We start from the raw sequence: 16,245 nt of genomic DNA on the forward strand, positions 1-16,245 counted from the left end.
TACCTCGGGATACTATCACTGTACACTGGTAACTGTTATCCTATATCTCAATATCTTTTAGGTGTACTACATACGGCTTTACGACTGGCTCGGTTAAAGCAATAATATTTTTGGTATCTGCTGCTTTTGAAAACTCCACTGCATTATCTTTTTCCTCTAAAATCCAGATCCCTTCCTTTTCATATTGGTAAGCCTCGCTGTAGCTTTCATCAAAAGAATAATAGTAGCCAGCTGCTTCTTCATCATAAGGGAGGCCACGGGCTTTAAGGACTTTTTGTGTTTTTGTAAGAATCTTTTTGCTGATCTTCTTTGAAGGTTTCTTATCCAAAAAAGTTGTACGGAATAGTTTGCGAGACTGAAATCGCTTACAGAGATTTGCCAAGATGGGGTCAGAAGAATATTGCCAATATTTTATGCTTTGAAAAACATCATTATCGTCAAGTTGGAGATACTTTTGCATTACTTCGCTTTTGATGCCTTTCTTGGCGCTGGGCTTATTTTCCAGAAAGTATTGGAGTGCGGGTGAAGCATGGTATAGCTTCTTTCCATCGTTGATTAGTTTGCGAACTCGGTTAAAAATTTGTCGTACTAATTTATCAGCACTGAGAACCGTTTTATGCAAGTAAACCTGCATATACATTAGTCGGCGCGCCAAAATATAGTTTTCGATGGCATAGATCCCTTTCTTTTCAATCACAATATTGCCTTTAAGTACGCGCATCGTTTTGAGGATGCGTTCAATCCCCACCGAGCCTTCATAAACATTGGTAAAGGCACTATCTCGTTTCAGATAATCCAGTCGATCAATATCCAGTTGTGAAGAAATAAGCTGGTTTAGAAACGGCTTTTTGGGATACTGATCCGTAAAGATTTTGATAGCCAAATCGAGCTTACCATCGGTTTCTCTGTTGAGGTGACGCATTACGGCCAGCGTCATTTTTTCGTGATGGAAATCCTCAATGAGATCAAATTCCAGGGTGTGGGAAAGGGGGCCATGTCCTACGTCATGGAGTAATACCGCAATTAGGGTAGCCTCATATTCGGCGGGACTAATGGTTGTATCTTTTTCACGTAAATTATTGAGCGTACGCTGGGCCAACTCCATAGCACCTAAGGCATGCGAAAAACGTGAATGCTCCGCTGCTGGAAAAACCAAATAGCCTAATCCCATCTGTTTGATGCGTCGCAAGCGCTGCACATAGGGATGGTCGACAAGATCCAGAACTAATCCTTTAGGTACAGTAATAAACCCGTGAATAGGATCATTAAATATTTTGTATTGGGTGCTTTTATCCATGATGTGTGACCGAATAAATTAAGGCTACAAAAGTAATGAGTTACGGAATTATTTAAAAAGAGAATTGGGAAGCATGTATTTGTCCGTATCCGGGATATCCGGAATTCTTGCTGGACGTTGTTTATCCAAATTGAACCAAACACCATGGGCTTCGGCTGTAGATGCAAGTGTTTTACCATCATCAATATAGATGGCCTGGAAACTGGTTATGCTTGAATTGCCGAGCGATTTTATTCCTGTTCCAATTAAAATATCGTTAGGGAACTCAACGGGGCGAATAAATTCAATTTCGATATTGGCCAATACAAAACTGAATCCATTTTTTAGCTGACTGGCCAAGTTATTGACTTCTTGAATAAATTCAATACGAGCCTCTTCGTAATAGGTGCTAAAAATAGCATTGTTTACGTGGTTGAGGGGATCTAAATCTCTGAAACGAATGGGCAGGGTTGTCCAGTGAGGAAAGAGCTTTGCATTATATTCCGGTCGAATCATAATGGAAATATTTGTAATAAATTGAGCTGCAAAAAAGATAGGCCTAAAATAATCATCTTAGCGTTGAATATCTTATTGTAATCTAAAAATGAGTTTAGCGGTAGAGTTGTGAATTCTTATATTCAGAATTGAGTGAATTACTCTATTTGTTTCGAAATAAAATCTAAGGTGTCATCCTGAATTTATTTCAGGATCTATTACAACTTGCAATGATTGTTAGATTCTGAAACGAGTTCAGAATGACATGTGAATTAAATTTTTAGTGAACAATGTTTGACGAGACAGAAAAGGAATTTTTAGAAGAGTTATTGGTTACCCCGAGTCCAACGGGGTTTGAATCGGCAGGCCAACAAGTATGGACCGAGTATATGAAGGATATAGCCGATGAGGTTCAATCGGATGCTTATGGATCTGCTTTTGCCAAGCTCAATACCAGCTATGATGTGGCTACTATAATGCTGGAGGCACATTGCGATGAAATTGGCATGATCGTGCAACACATTACCGATGATGGATATATCTATGTTAATAAATTAGGCGGGAGTGATTCGACCATTGCTCGGGCTAAAAGGGTTAATATTCATGCTCGTAAAGGAATTGTATCCGGTGTTACAGGCAATACAGCCATCCATTTGCAGGATAAAAAGAATGGCGGAGGAGAGCAGCCAAAGTGGAAAGACATTTATATCGATATTGGAGCTACCAGTCGTGATGAAGCTTTGGAACTTGTCCAGGTAGGTGATCCGGTAACCTATGCGGATGATTACGATTACCTTTCGGACGAAATTATATCAGGTCGTGCACTTGATAACCGGATTGGCGGATTTATGATTGCCCAGGTTCTTAAACGGCTGAAAGATCGGCGCGATGAATTGAAAGTGAATGTGGTAGCATTGAACTCCGTTCAAGAAGAGATTGGAGGATACGGCGCCCGGATGATGAGTTATCGTATTGATCCTGATGCGGCGTTGGTAACTGATGTAACACATGCAACAGATACCCCTGGGATTGATCACAAAGAACACGGAAAAGTTACATTGGGAAATGGACCTTCTATTCAACACGGTGGAGCTAATCATCCCAAGATCGTAGAGTTCATTGAAGACGTGTCTGCGAAAAATGAGATAGCACTTCAGCACGAGGCTACGAGTGTCCGGACTGGTACTGATACTGACAGCATCTTTTATCAGAAAACCGGAATACCAAGCGCGCTAATTTCACTGCCGCTGCGTTATATGCATTCCCCGGTAGAAACAGCTTCGTTTAAAGATATCGAAGCACTTATTGATCTGATGACCAAATCGGTATTAAATATGGCACCCGATCAGACCTTCCATGTTCTCAAATAATAATGAAAGTTATCCAATAGCTTTTGAGATACGATTTTGGAGGGCTTGCACTATGGGATTGTCGTACTGGTCATCAGAAAAGGGTTCAATGGCAATAGCCGTATAACCTAAGTGATCGGCTTGGCGGAATCGATCATAAAGTTCATGAGCCATCTTATTAAAATTTCCCTCATACTGGATCATATTTTTACCGTCGGAAATAGTACGGCTATGAAGCAAATAGAGTGTGTTATCAGCTATGTGTGGATTCTCTTTTAGCCACTGTACACTGGCATCGGGCGTGTAGTGCGTATATTTTGTTCCGGGACTTTTAGCAGTTGTCTCTTGGGATTTTGTACTCTTGTATTCAACGTTTTTATGGATAATATTCGCAATTTCCTGCGCGCTAATCGCCCCGGGACGATAGATTGTGTACGGCTCAGAAGATATGTCGAGTACTGTTGATTCCAGACCGATAGCTGTTTCTCCGGCTTCGACAACGGGAAAATCTTTCCCAAAATCTTCTTTAACATGTTCGGCCTTGGTGGGGCTCGGTTTGCCCGAAGAATTAGCACTGGGGGCAACCAAGGGGCCAGCCAATGCAATAAGTTCCTGCGAAAGAGGATGTTTGGGCCACCGCAATGCTACTGTATCTAAGCCTGCGGTAATAAGATCTAACACTTCTGGCTTCTTTTTAAAGATTAAAGTTAGTGGACCAGGCCAAAAGGTATCCATCAGTTTCCGGGCATCTTCAGAAATATTTGTAGCAAATTGCTTCACTTGTTTTTGGTCCGATACATGTACGATCAGTGGATTATCGGACGGACGGCCCTTGGTCTCAAACACCTTTTTAATAGCATCGGGATTTTGCGCATCGGCCCCAAGACCATACACCGTTTCAGTGGGAAAGGCCACCACTTCCCCTTTTTTAAGCAATGTAATAAACCGATCAAGCAAGACTAACCTCCCGTTTCTTTGTTGATGAGGGGGACAATTCCCGTAGAAACTCAGCAGCTCCTTCCAAGCTTGGAATTTCTTTAATCACAAAGCGTACGCGGTCATCTTTTTGGATGACTTCAAAACGTCCTTCTGCTTTTTTCTGCAACATCTTAAGCACATGTTGGAAACGATCGCCATAGAATTCTTTTCCAAGATCGGAATCATGTTTAGGGCATTCAAGCCACATGCGGTTCGATCGAATACGTACTTTCGTTACAAATAATTGTGATGCATAGAGCTTTATAACCGAAGCCGTAATAAGATTTTGGGTAGCATCGGGGATCGGACCAAATCGATCCTTCACCTCTTCTTTCCATTCTTTGATGGTTTCGAGATCTTCGGCCCCCGCTAATTTACGATATAGGTTAAGTCGTTCTACGTTGTCCGATACATAATCACTTTCTAATAGGGCAGGGAGATCAAACTCTACCTGTGTTTCGGGAAGCTCGATTTCGGTTTCGACATCACTGAAAACGTCGCTAAACTCTTCTTCTTTAAGCTCTTTTACTGCATCATTTAATATTTTTTGATACAGATCGAAGCCAAGGTCATTAATGAAGCCACTTTGTTCGGCACCTAAAATATCACCGGCCCCGCGGATATCAAGATCGCGCATGGCAATATTGAATCCAGAACCTAAGTCAGAAAATTCTTCGAGTGCAAGTAAGCGTTTACGCGCATCATCAGTTAGCGATTTGATATCTTTGGTAATCAGGTAGCAAAATGCCTTGCGGTGGGAGCGTCCCACCCGTCCGCGCAATTGGTGTAGTTCAGCTAAGCCAAACATATCTGCGCGATTGATGATCATCGTGTTAGCATTAGAAATATCGATACCGTTTTCTACAATATTAGTAGAGACCAAGACATCAAATTTATGCGCATAGAAATCCTCAATAATATTTTCCAATTTCTTGGAGTTCATCTGTCCGTGTGCAAATCGGACTCGGACATCTGGCATCAGGTCACGAACCATGTTGGCAATGGCTTCAATATTTTTAACGCGATTATGGATAAAGAAAACCTGTCCACCCCTCGAAACTTCCTGAGTAATGGCATCTTGGATAAGTTCTTTGTCAAAGCTGTGAATTTCGGTTTCAACTGGTTGACGATTGGGCGGCGGGGTGTTGATGATACTGAGATCACGAGCGCCCATCAGCGAAAATTGGAGCGTGCGTGGAATTGGGGTAGCTGTGAGTGTGAGTACATCAATAGTCGCGCGATATTCTTTCAATTTTTCTTTGGCTTTTACTCCAAATCGTTGCTCTTCATCTACAACTAATAATCCCAGCTCATCGAATTCCACATCTTTAGAGGTTAGCCGATGCGTGCCAACAACAATATCAACTTTGCCCTCTTTAAGCTTTTTGAGCGTTTCCCTTTGCTCTTTGCGCGTACGGAATCGCGAAAGTACTTCAACTGTAACGGGGAAGTCTTTCATTCGTTCGGCAAATGTTTTGTAATGCTGATCGGCCAAAATAGTAGTTGGTACCAAGACTGCTACCTGCTTGTGATCCATGACAGCTTTAAACGCTGCTCGTACGGCAACCTCGGTCTTTCCAAAGCCCACATCGCCACAGACCAGACGATCCATCGGGGTATTTGATTCCATATCTTCCTTTACGGCTTCAATGGCATCACGTTGATCAGGGGTCTCTTCAAATTCAAAGCGGGCTTCCATTTCGGTTTGCCAAGAAGTATCCGAAGAAAAAGCATGCGCATCCTGAGATTTTCGCTTGGCGTATAGCTCAATCAGATCGCGTGCTATGTCTTTAACCTTTTCTTTGGTCTGTGCCTTTTTGCGTGCCCAGCGTCCAGAACCAAGTTTATCAATCCGGGGTTGTGTGCCTTCTTTACCGGAATATTTTTGAATTTTGTGCAGGCTTGTGACGTTAACATACAGTACAGAGTTTTCTTTGTACCGAAGCACCACCGATTCCTGTTCAACGCCACGGACCTGGATCTTTTTAAAGCCAGCGAACTTTCCAATCCCGTAATCCACGTGAACAACATAATCGCCAATGTTGAGATCGCGTAGTTCTTTAAGGGATATATTACTGGTCTGGCGTTTTCGCTTGACTTTGGGACGATGGTAACGATTAAAAACTTGATGATCTGTGTAGACCGCTAATCCCTGTCCGTTGAGTACAAATCCCTCGTGGATAGATTCTACCGATAGATGATAACGTAAATCTTTGGAGGGTTCGCCCAACAGTTCTTCAAAGCGATCGCGCTGTCCCTCGTTATCACAAAGAATATAAGTGTCGAAGCTCTTTCTGCTTAGCTGGTGAATATTTTCCCGCAGCAACTTAATAGTCCCGTTGAAATCCGGTTGAGGACTGGCATCCAGGCGATAGGTAAAATGAGGTTCACTCTTTTCCGAAAAGCCGCCTAAATGCAGCCGCGCATGGTTTTTGTATGATGTTCGAAGTACTTCCAGGTCTACAAAAAGTTCTTCGGGAGGTAATGCGTCATCGTTATCTTCGAGTTCTGCATAAGTTGCGGTTGCCTGTTCAAAACGCTCCTCTATATCTGATTCAATCAGCGACTGGTTGATGAGCACAAAAACCGTATCCTCATCGAAATAGGAAAGTACGCACTGTTTTTGTCCTGAGCTCAAGTTTGAAGCATCGGGCACAAATCGTGCAGCATTCAGAAAAGAGATCGAGCGTTGCGAATCGGGATCGAATTCCCGAATAGAATCTACCTCATCACCAAAAAATTCAAGCCGAATGGGATATTCACCGGAATAGGGAAAGACATCTAAAATGCCGCCTCGATGTGCAAATTCTCCGGGCTGATTTACAAATTTTACCGATTCGTATTGTTGATCGAGGAGTTGCTCTTTGAGATTATCAATTTCGACGGTATCGCCATTCTGAATCGCAACGGCAGCATCGGTGAAGACTTCGGGCGCAACTATTTTTTCGAAAATAGCCGGCGCTGAGGTAACTAAAACTGATTGGGAATTGGTCGTAATCTGTTCCAGTACTTCCGACCGCTGGACAATTAGCGAGCTGTCTGTTATCTGTTGATCATCGTAGGGTTTATGGCCTGTTGAGGGGAAAAACCGCGCTTGTTCTACCTCAAGTGCTTCAAGATCGCCCTGTAGAAAGGTAGCTGACTCGGGATCGCCGTGAATAACTGCAATCTTATCATATTTCTCGGCCAACTTAGCGATCAGAAAAGCCGGGGTGGAGCCTACAAAGTGATTGAGCTGGATGACATTTCGATCTTTGATATGGGGAGTAAGATCGCTCCAGGGAATTTGGGCTGAAAATGTTTTTAATGCGGATTGTAACGCCATTTATAATCTAATTGAACACAAATGTTACCATTTAAAAAAGCCCAACAAAATAAGCATTAATTAGGTTCTTCGGGAATAATGAAGGACGGGAAAACCTGCTTTTGTGTTGCTCTGTTTAACGAGCTGATTACTCGGTAGCTTTTCTAAAGATAAATTGTTCGGATATTATGCTTAGCATCAATAGTAGAATAGCGGGCAAGATAAATCGTGGATACAGATCCTGGATATCGGTGTAAATGACTTCCTCGATTTCAGTCTTTTCGAGCTCATCAATTTGTGTATAAATATCTTCAAGTTTTTCGGTATCAGTAGCTCGAAAGTAGGATCCGTCGGTCATATTAGCAATCTGAGTGAGCATTTCTTCATCAATATTGACCTCAACATTTTGGTAGCGATCTCCAAAAATAGGATCTTGAACAGGGTAGGGAGCTGTACCTCGGGTTCCGGCACCAATAGTATAAATTTTGATACCATAAGAAACAGCTAAATCAGCTGCCGTAACGGGGTCAATTTCTCCGGCATTATTTTGTCCATCAGTAAGCAGAATGATAACTTTACTTTCAGCATTACTCTCTTTTAGTCGATTTACGGCGGTGGCAATTCCCATACCGATGGCGGTGCCATCTTCTACTACTCCCATTTCAACATCACCCAACAATTGTTTTAACATATCGTAGTCAAGCGTGGGAGGGACCATCGTAAAGCTTTTCCGGGCAAAGAGAACCAAACCAATACGATCAGAAATCCGCTTATTAATAAAATCTTCGGCAACGTTTTTAGCGGCTTCAAGACGATTGGGTTTTAAGTCTTCTGCTTTCATCGAGGTAGAGATATCCAAGGTTAATACGATATCAATACCTTCTGCATTTCGCTCAACGGTGGTGTTTTTATACTGGGGACGAGCAAGGGCAATAACAATTAAGGTAAAGGCAAGAACTTGTAAAACAGGGGCTGCCCAAACGCCATACGAACGCCAGTTGCCATCTAAGCTGGCAAGGTTAGAGGTATCAGAAAAAAGTAAACTGGGGTTCTTTTTGTTATAGAATTTCCAAACCTGATAACCGATCACTGGTATCAGAAGTAATAGTAGCCATAAGAAATGTGGATTTGCCCAGCTCATGCTTCAACCTCCGATTCTTTTTGGTGTTGCTGATAAAACTCCTCGCGTTTAGCCTCCATTTTTGTTTGATGCTTCCGGCGCATATGATCAATGCGAGGTCCGTCAATTTCTTTGGCACGATCCAAGAAGTTATATGCTTTCTTAAGAGCGCGTTCGGCCTGTTTATCGGTGGGGTTAAATTTAGCAAACTTCACCATATCTGCTTCTTGCAAGACCGCGCGGGTATCGTCGATAAGGCTTTGGTCGATAGCACCATTACGAAGCATATTTAAAAGTTCTCGGCTGGTAGACTCTAAAGCCGGTAAATTATATAACGATTCGTAATATTGACGAATCGCATCCCCAAGCTTGCTGTAAAATATTTTAAAGTCTTCCTGGGAGTTAAGCTCTTGTTGTTCAAGTTCTTGAATAGATTGCCTAAATTCTTTGAGTGGGTTGGTAAAGGGGGTTGGACTAAACTCTGGTATTTCTTGCGCAACCTCTTCTTTTTTGCGGTGCTGTAAATAATATTTGTATCCGTAATACCCACCGACGATTAATAACACTAACGCCAGAAGGTAGGGCCACCAGGTACGGGCAAATTCAAAAATTGGTTTTAAAGGTCGAAAGGAGTCCTCATTCTCAGCAAGTACACTGTGAAAGCCAACGGGTACGGGCTTAGTATAGATGGTTGTAGTGTCTTGTCCTTCTACCAACTGAATGGGTAATTTTGGAATTAGTGTATCAGCGGTACCGAAAAATTGTAATTGGTAATGGATGCTGTCTTTGTACGATGTGACTTTAAATTGCTGACGGCTCCTTATTTCAAAGGTCGGTTCAAAGTGACTGCTATCGGGGAAGGAGATGTCATCATATTCGGTTTCCCGGCTAAGAGTAATGGCAAAATCAAACGTATCGCCTACTTGTAAAGAATCAACAGTCGTAAATTCATTTAAAATTTGAGCCTGTGTTGTATGCCACAGAGGAAATATGAATAGCAGACATGCTATAATAAGACTTTTTATAACTGTTGTTCTGTTCACCTATATAAATATATATTTGGGTTGGATAATGAATTTTGGCAACAAAAATAGAAAAATCAGTGCATTCGAAAAAAATCAATTTAAAGAAGATGCAATAATAAGAGTGCAATAAAGTTTTGAAAATGCTAACTTTATCAAACTATTTATAACAATATTTTAGTAATGCGAAATAGCTTTCTTTTAGGGGTAACTTTTTTACTATTTATCTGGGGATGCCATTCAGAGCAATCAGATTTTGAGAAAATCGAGGACAATTCACTCGATTTACAAACGGTCACATTAGATAGTTCGCTCATTGAGCCAACGTATGATGAGTATGGTATACCGATTGATAGTGTAAACGTTGACGATCACCAAATTCAACGCAACGAAAGCCTTTATCTTATACTCGACAAATATGGTTTTTCGCCCCAGGAAATTTATCGAATAACTGATCAAGCACAAGGATTAATCGATTTTAGTTCCTTTAAGCCGGGACAGCGTTATCGCGTATATACCCAACAAGATAGCACGAATAGTCTTTCACATCTATTGTGGCGTGTAAATTCACTGGAATATGTTGTTTTTGATTGGGCAAAAGATTCTTTGGATATATATAAGGTTGCAAGACCTCTTAAGCGAGACTTAGCTGCAACATCAGGAACAATAGAAAACTCATTATATCAAACTGTAAGCGCACAAGGGAAAAGCCAACTGTTGGCAAATAGATTGGCGAATATATTTGCCTGGCAGATTAATTTTTTTGGATTACGGTCTGGAGATTCTTTCAAAGCATTATATGAGCAGCAATTTATTGATGATCAGTTTTTAGGTATTGGAGATGTAAAAGCTGCGGAATTCACACACCGTGGGGAGACTTACCGGGCCTATAAATTTTCGCATGATGATATTAACGGTTTTTATACTGAGGAAGGTAAAAGTGTGCAAAAAGCATTATTACAAGCTCCTTTTAAATTTAGTCAGCGTGTGAGTTCAAACTTTTCGCGCAGTCGGTATCACCCCATTCTAAAGAAACGGGTACCTCATTATGGCGTTGATTATGCTGCGCCACCGGGAACGCCGGTGCTTGCGGTTGGAGATGGTAGAGTTACAGAGGCACGCTATCGAGGAGCAAATGGTAATATTGTGAAGATCACCCATAATTCGACCTATCGTACAGCTTACTTGCACTTGCAAGGCTTTGCAAGGGGAGTGTCTCGAGGAGTACGAGTTGAGCAGGGACAGGTGATTGGCTACGTAGGAAGTACGGGACGGGCTACCGGACCACACCTGCACTATTCGCTCTATAAAAATGATCAGCCCGTAAACTCTCGTACGGTAGATTTGCCTTCTTCAGAATCGGTACCTGATAGTTTGATGGATGTTTTTACACAACACCGCGATCGGTTAGATCGTGAGTTAAAAGAACGACTTAATGAACAAACAGATAGCCCTGTTATCACACAGGTGAATACAAAATAAGTGTTAATAACGGTGCATTCGTCGGCGAAAGAAGGTCATGAGTGGACGAATGTAAGAGGTGTTTGTCTCGAGTTCAATCATGTCGATTTTCATCCGCAAAAATTGATCACGAAGTTTATCTTTGGCTATTTTCCTCTTTTTCTGAAACTGCTGCCGAACTTTTTCACTTGAGGTATCAACCAGAACTTCCTGTCCGGTTTCTGCATCTCGGAGGGGCACCAATCCAAGGTCGGGAAGCTCATCCTCAAGCTTGTCGTTTATAAAAATGTTTACCAAGTCGTGTTTACGATTGGTAATTTTGAGTTGCTGGTCGTAATCAGCATCCTGAAAGTCGCTGGCTAAAATAATAATAGCTCGTCTATTTAAAAGACGATTGACGTAAGCAAGGGCTTCGCTGATGTCAGTCCCCGAACCTTGAGGCTCTGCGGTGAGCATTTCACGGATAAGCCGTAATACGTGCAAACGACCTTTCTTGGGAGGTATGACTTTTTCGATCTCATCCGTAAATAGAATGAGCCCCACTTTATCCCCATTTTTGATTGCACTAAAAGCTAAAACGGCACAGATTTCAATCGAAAGTTCTCGTTTACTTTGTCCCTTACTGCCAAAAGTTCCGCTTGGTGAGATATCCACGCACAGCATCAGCGTCTGTTCGCGCTCTTCTTCAAACTGTTTTATGAAGGGATCTCCGGTGCGAGCGGTAACATTCCAGTCAATTTGTCGAATGTCATCTCCGTAATGATATTCCCGTACTTCCGAAAATTCCATACCTCGTCCCTTGAAAGCAGACTGATATTCACCACCAAAAAGACTATTAACCTTTCCTTTGGTACGGATTTCAATTTTACGGACTTTCTGAAGTATTTCTTTCGAGATCATAAAAACACTGAATTGATTTAAGCCTAAGGATAGTAGAATTATTGTTTAGATAAAAGACGGATACGGAAATCGTTCTGTCAATCATAACAATTTAGTAACAGTTCCATAACGTTTTAGTTAGATAAAAGTATTGTATTTGATTGTCAGATTGGATTATAGAATAGGTTGGAATATGATCATTGGAAACGATTTTAGTAAAAAGTACGAAGCACTTTTAAAACAAGTAGGGGCATTATCTGAGGAAGATATTTCGCACCATATTTCAGTCAAAAAGTTATGCGAAGTTACCCAGTTGGATCGGACTGAAATAAAAAATGTGATAGAGTATCTTGATGAGCTGAACTTTATAGATATTCAGACGATTGGTGGCCCATTATTATACGGACATATAACAATTACAGAGGAAGGATTGGAGAAGTATTATCAGCTCAAAAACAACGCCTGACGCTCTTTCCTAAAAAAGAAATACTTAGGGTTAAAATTTTGCAAAAAATTACCTACCTTTGCCACGGATTTTATCCCTTATAGCATAGTATTAACAAAAAATTTGTATCCATGATAATAGGCGTACCCAAAGAAATTAAAACACACGAGAACCGGGTTGCATTATTACCTGGTGGCGTTACTCGATTAAAAAGAAATGGTCACGATGTATTCATCCAGAAAGGAGCAGGTAAGGGTAGTGGCTTCCCTGATGAGCAATACGAAGAGGCTGGGGCAAAAATTATTGATGACGTTGAAGCCTTGTGGGATAAGGCTGAAATGATCATGAAAGTAAAAGAGCCTATCGAAGAAGAGTATGGCCGAATGAAAGAGGGCCAAATAATTTTTACTTACTTTCACTTTGCTGCAAGTGAGAAGCTAACAGAAGCGGTGCAGGAATCTGGTGCCGTTGCCATTGCCTATGAGACGGTTGAAAAAGAGGACGGTTCATTGCCGTTGCTTATCCCCATGAGTGAAGTAGCAGGACGTATGGCATCCCAAGAAGGAGCTAAGTATCTGGAAAAGCCGGAAGGCGGACTGGGGATTCTTTTAGGAGGAATTCCTGGCGTAAAACCTGCTAATGTATTAGTAATTGGCGGAGGTATTGTTGGGGTTAATGCTGCAAAAATTGCTGCCGGGATGGGAGCGAATACCACAATAATGGATATCGATATGTCTCGATTGCGATATCTGGATGATATTATGCCTCGTAATATCGATACCATGTTCTCCTCAGAAGCAAATATTCGAAAGATGCTTCCCGATGTTGATATGGTTATCGGTGCAGTTCTGATACCTGGGGCGAAAGCACCAAGTTTGATTACCCGAGATATGTTGTCAGACATGCAGAAGGGATCGGTGCTGGTAGACGTTGCTATTGATCAGGGAGGATGTTTTGAAACTTCAAAGGCTACCACGCATGATGAACCTATATATGAAGTTGACGGTGTAGTACACTATTGTGTAGCTAATATGCCAGGGGCGGTACCACGTACCTCAACAATTGGTTTAACCAATGTTACGCTTCCTTATGCGGTAGATATTGCGAATAAAGGTTGGAAAGAGGCGCTAAAAGATGACGATGAGCTGCTTAAAGGTCTCAATGTGGTAGATGGAGATATCGTTTACAAAGAGGTTGCAGAAGCGTTTGATATGGAATACACGCCACTTGAAGAGGTATTGTAAATTCTGTAAAAAATCATTGTTTGATCAGCCGAATATCTGTAACCGGATATTCGGCTTTTTTATTACAAATTTTGTTGTTTATTAAGAGTGTGTGAAACTATTTGTGGAACATTTAAAATATTTTATTAACTAATCAGTTGTAAGTTATTGCTATGCAAGTAAGTAATAATGTTGATAGATTGGTGAACAATTTGTTAATAAGTATTTTTGTTTACGAAAAGTCATCCCATTATATTTTTGAATCATTATATAAATAAATAGTTGTCACAGATTAATTTCATGGGCAAAATAATATCTATAGCGAACCAAAAAGGCGGAGTAGGGAAAACGACCACAGCTATTAACTTAGCTGCCAGCCTCGCTGCTATTGAACACACAACGCTAATCATTGATATCGATCCCCAGAGTAATACAACCAGTGGGTTAGGCATCGAAGCCAAAACGGTATCCCATTCGGTCTATGAAGTAATGGTAGGAGGGGTTGAGGCCTCGGAAGCTGTTCGGGAGACCGAGTTGCCTTTTCTGGAGTTAATTCCATCCCATATAAATCTGGTAGGCGCTGAAATTGAAATGATCGACCGAGATCAGCGAGAACGGATTCTCGAAAAAGCTATTTCGGGACTTAAAGACCAATATGATTTTATCATTATCGATTGTCCGCCTTCGTTAGGGTTGTTAACTATTAACGCTTTAACAGCTTCAGATGCGGTATTAATTCCTGTTCAGTGCGAATATTTTGCCCTTGAAGGTCTTGGTCAGCTATTAAATACTATTAAAATTGTACGTCAGCACTTGAATACAGAACTTGAAATTGAGGGTGTGCTATTAACGATGTATGATACTCGTACTCGATTATCTGATCAGGTTGCAGATGAAGTTCGAAAGTATTTCGATGATCGAGTATTTGAGTCGATTATTAAGCGTAATGTGCGTCTTGCGGAGGCCCCCAGTTTTGGTAAGCCTGCCGTGTTATATGATTCCACAAGTACGGGTGCTAAGAATTATCTTGCATTGGCACGAGAAATAATCCATCGCAATAAAGAGCTTTTTAAGGATAGTCCGGTATTTGCGAGCAGTTAAAAGGTGATGAATTATGGCATCAAAAAAGGTTTTAGGTCGAGGATTAGGAGCATTCTTTCCAGAGTATGATGAAGAGGGTGAAGGAAAGGAAAATAAGTCAGCTGAAAAGAATGAAGGAGAAGGTTCGCCATATGTAGAGCCTCAAAAGCGAGTCAACATTGTCTTACAGGTTCCGGTCGAAAATATACGTCCGAATCCCCATCAGCCCCGAAAAGAGTTTAATGAAGATCGTCTTGGTGAGCTTTCTGATTCTATTGCCAAGCATGGATTGATCCAGCCGATAACGGTGCGTTATATCGGTGAAAAGCGTTTTGAGCTGATTAGCGGGGAACGTCGATTGCGGGCGGCAAAACTGGCTGGTCTGGAAGAGATCCCTGCCTATATTCGGGAGGTTAATGATGAAGATATTATTTCGTATGCTCTTATTGAAAACATCCAGCGTGAGGATCTAAATCCTATTGAGGTTGCGCTTGGCTATCAGCGACTTATTGAGGAGGCCGGATATACCCAAGCGGAGGTGGCAGAACGTGTTGGTAAAAATCGCTCTACGGTTACTAATATGCTTCGGTTGTTAAACTTGCCTGCATTTATTCAGGCGGGGCTTCGCGATCAAAAAATTTCGATGGGCCACGCCCGCGCCTTGCTTTCTATTGAGGATGAAGAGGTTCAGGAAAAAATTTATAAGAATATTCTTGATAAAGGCTATTCGGTGCGAAAAACAGAGAAAGTTATCCGAAAGCTAAAAGAAGACAGGGACAAAAAGTCCAAGAAAAAGGAAAATAGCGGCGAAAGTGCTTTTTTAAAGGAAATATCGAACCGCCTACGAAGTACGTTAAGCACGAAAGTGAATATAAAATCGAAAAAGAATGGTGGTGAAATACGTATTGAATATTATTCGGATGAGGAGCTGGATCGCCTGCTCGATCTTTTTGAGTCTATTTCTTAGCGCGGCCATTCTTATTTGTGCTCCTGCAACAGCTTATCCACAATCTGTACATAGAACCTTTAGCCATAACACAGATTATAACTTAGCTAATGGAATAAGCTATCATCAACCATTTGTTGCACTTAATGATACGCTGGGACAAGGTGTTAATACGGATCTACCCGATCCCTCGAGTGTATTATACAAGTCGATGATTATTCCGGGGTGGGGACAGATTGTAAATAAACAAGCTTGGAAGGTACCTATTGTATATGGCATATTAGGAGGATTGGGATATTTTAGTGTTCATTTGACGAAAAAATATCATGACTACAGAGCTGCGTATTATAATTTAAATCCGCGACCGCCATCAAATGAACCCCCAACTGATCAACGTTTCGGTCCAACACCTTCGTATATTCCAGAGAATGCCAGTTTGGAACAAATTCGAAATCTCAGAAATGAGTATCGGAATAATCGCGATCTTGTTTATGTAGGAATTGTTCTGGCTTATGGGCTAAATATTATAGATGCTTATGTGTTTGCACATATGCGTTCGTTTGATGTATCAGAAGATTTGAGTATGCGCCCTACAATTAGTCCCGGTATTATGGCACAATCAAATGCGCCTGGTATAACACTTTCAATTGATTTAATTACTAAATAG

Annotated in this window: 14 protein-coding genes; 7 read left to right on the top strand and 7 right to left on the bottom strand. The window is 41.3% G+C overall.

Translation table 11 applies throughout. The features are described from left to right. Positions 1–40 precede the first annotated feature (40 nt). A complete protein-coding gene (locus AAFH98_RS09980) occupies positions 41–1,297 on the bottom strand; it encodes an HD domain-containing protein (protein WP_342522561.1) in 1,257 nt (418 codons plus the stop codon). 48 nt (positions 1,298–1,345) lie between these two features. Then, the gene (locus AAFH98_RS09985; protein WP_342522562.1) at positions 1,346–1,792 is read right to left on the bottom strand and encodes an acyl-CoA thioesterase; all 447 of its coding nucleotides are present in this window, start codon (positions 1,790–1,792) and stop codon (positions 1,346–1,348) included. A 269-nt stretch (positions 1,793–2,061) separates the two neighbouring features. On the opposite strand from AAFH98_RS09985, the gene AAFH98_RS09990 reads away from it, so the two are divergent. After that, positions 2,062–3,141 carry a M42 family metallopeptidase gene (locus tag AAFH98_RS09990; RefSeq protein ID WP_342522563.1) on the top strand — a complete coding sequence of 360 codons (1,080 nt, stop codon included), beginning with the start codon at positions 2,062–2,064 and terminating at the stop codon, positions 3,139–3,141. Positions 3,142–3,150: 9 nt separating this feature from the next. Here AAFH98_RS09990 and AAFH98_RS09995 read toward each other — a convergent pair whose 3' ends face one another. The 4 genes from AAFH98_RS09995 to AAFH98_RS10010 form a co-directional block, all read right to left on the bottom strand. Continuing rightward, entirely contained in the window at positions 3,151–4,077 is a 927-nt protein-coding gene (locus tag AAFH98_RS09995) for an L-threonylcarbamoyladenylate synthase (RefSeq protein WP_342522564.1), read from the bottom strand. Beyond that, positions 4,070–7,423 carry a transcription-repair coupling factor gene (mfd, locus tag AAFH98_RS10000; RefSeq protein ID WP_342522565.1) on the bottom strand — a complete coding sequence of 1,118 codons (3,354 nt, stop codon included), beginning with the start codon at positions 7,421–7,423 and terminating at the stop codon, positions 4,070–4,072. Before mfd ends, AAFH98_RS09995 begins: the two co-directional genes overlap by 8 nt. Positions 7,424–7,550: 127 nt before the next feature. After that, positions 7,551–8,543, bottom strand: coding sequence for a vWA domain-containing protein (locus AAFH98_RS10005; protein ID WP_342522566.1), 993 nt, complete (start codon positions 8,541–8,543; stop codon positions 7,551–7,553). After that, positions 8,540–9,565: a hypothetical protein gene (locus AAFH98_RS10010; protein ID WP_342522567.1), complete on the bottom strand. Its 1,026-nt coding sequence runs from the start codon at positions 9,563–9,565 to the stop codon at positions 8,540–8,542. Before AAFH98_RS10010 ends, AAFH98_RS10005 begins: the two co-directional genes overlap by 4 nt. A 162-nt stretch (positions 9,566–9,727) precedes the next feature. Between AAFH98_RS10010 and AAFH98_RS10015 the strand changes: the two genes are divergently transcribed. Continuing rightward, the gene (locus AAFH98_RS10015; RefSeq protein WP_342522568.1) at positions 9,728–11,026 is read left to right on the top strand and encodes a M23 family metallopeptidase; all 1,299 of its coding nucleotides are present in this window, start codon (positions 9,728–9,730) and stop codon (positions 11,024–11,026) included. Between the two features lie 3 nt (positions 11,027–11,029). On the opposite strand, the gene AAFH98_RS10020 is transcribed toward AAFH98_RS10015, so the two are convergent. Beyond that, positions 11,030–11,905: a DUF58 domain-containing protein gene (locus AAFH98_RS10020; protein WP_342522569.1), complete on the bottom strand. Its 876-nt coding sequence runs from the start codon at positions 11,903–11,905 to the stop codon at positions 11,030–11,032. A gap of 172 nt (positions 11,906–12,077) precedes the next feature. On the opposite strand from AAFH98_RS10020, the gene AAFH98_RS10025 reads away from it, so the two are divergent. From AAFH98_RS10025 to AAFH98_RS10045, 5 genes are all read left to right on the top strand, one after another. Beyond that, positions 12,078–12,350: a hypothetical protein gene (locus AAFH98_RS10025; protein WP_342522570.1), complete on the top strand. Its 273-nt coding sequence runs from the start codon at positions 12,078–12,080 to the stop codon at positions 12,348–12,350. A gap of 110 nt (positions 12,351–12,460) precedes the next feature. Next, positions 12,461–13,573 carry an alanine dehydrogenase gene (ald, locus tag AAFH98_RS10030; RefSeq protein ID WP_342522571.1) on the top strand — a complete coding sequence of 371 codons (1,113 nt, stop codon included), beginning with the start codon at positions 12,461–12,463 and terminating at the stop codon, positions 13,571–13,573. A gap of 279 nt (positions 13,574–13,852) precedes the next feature. After that, positions 13,853–14,653: a ParA family protein gene (locus AAFH98_RS10035; RefSeq protein ID WP_342522572.1), complete on the top strand. Its 801-nt coding sequence runs from the start codon at positions 13,853–13,855 to the stop codon at positions 14,651–14,653. A gap of 13 nt (positions 14,654–14,666) precedes the next feature. Further along, positions 14,667–15,599, top strand: coding sequence for a ParB/RepB/Spo0J family partition protein (locus tag AAFH98_RS10040; RefSeq protein ID WP_342522573.1), 933 nt, complete (start codon positions 14,667–14,669; stop codon positions 15,597–15,599). After that, complete coding sequence (locus AAFH98_RS10045; protein ID WP_342522574.1) at positions 15,583–16,245, top strand: DUF5683 domain-containing protein; 663 nt, start codon at positions 15,583–15,585, stop codon at positions 16,243–16,245. The genes AAFH98_RS10040 and AAFH98_RS10045 overlap by 17 nt, the downstream gene beginning before the upstream one ends.

Origin of the sequence: Fodinibius sp. Rm-B-1B1-1 (assembly GCF_038594945.1) — a bacterium.
Lineage (GTDB): Bacteria > Bacteroidota > Rhodothermia > Balneolales > Balneolaceae > Fodinibius > Fodinibius alkaliphilus.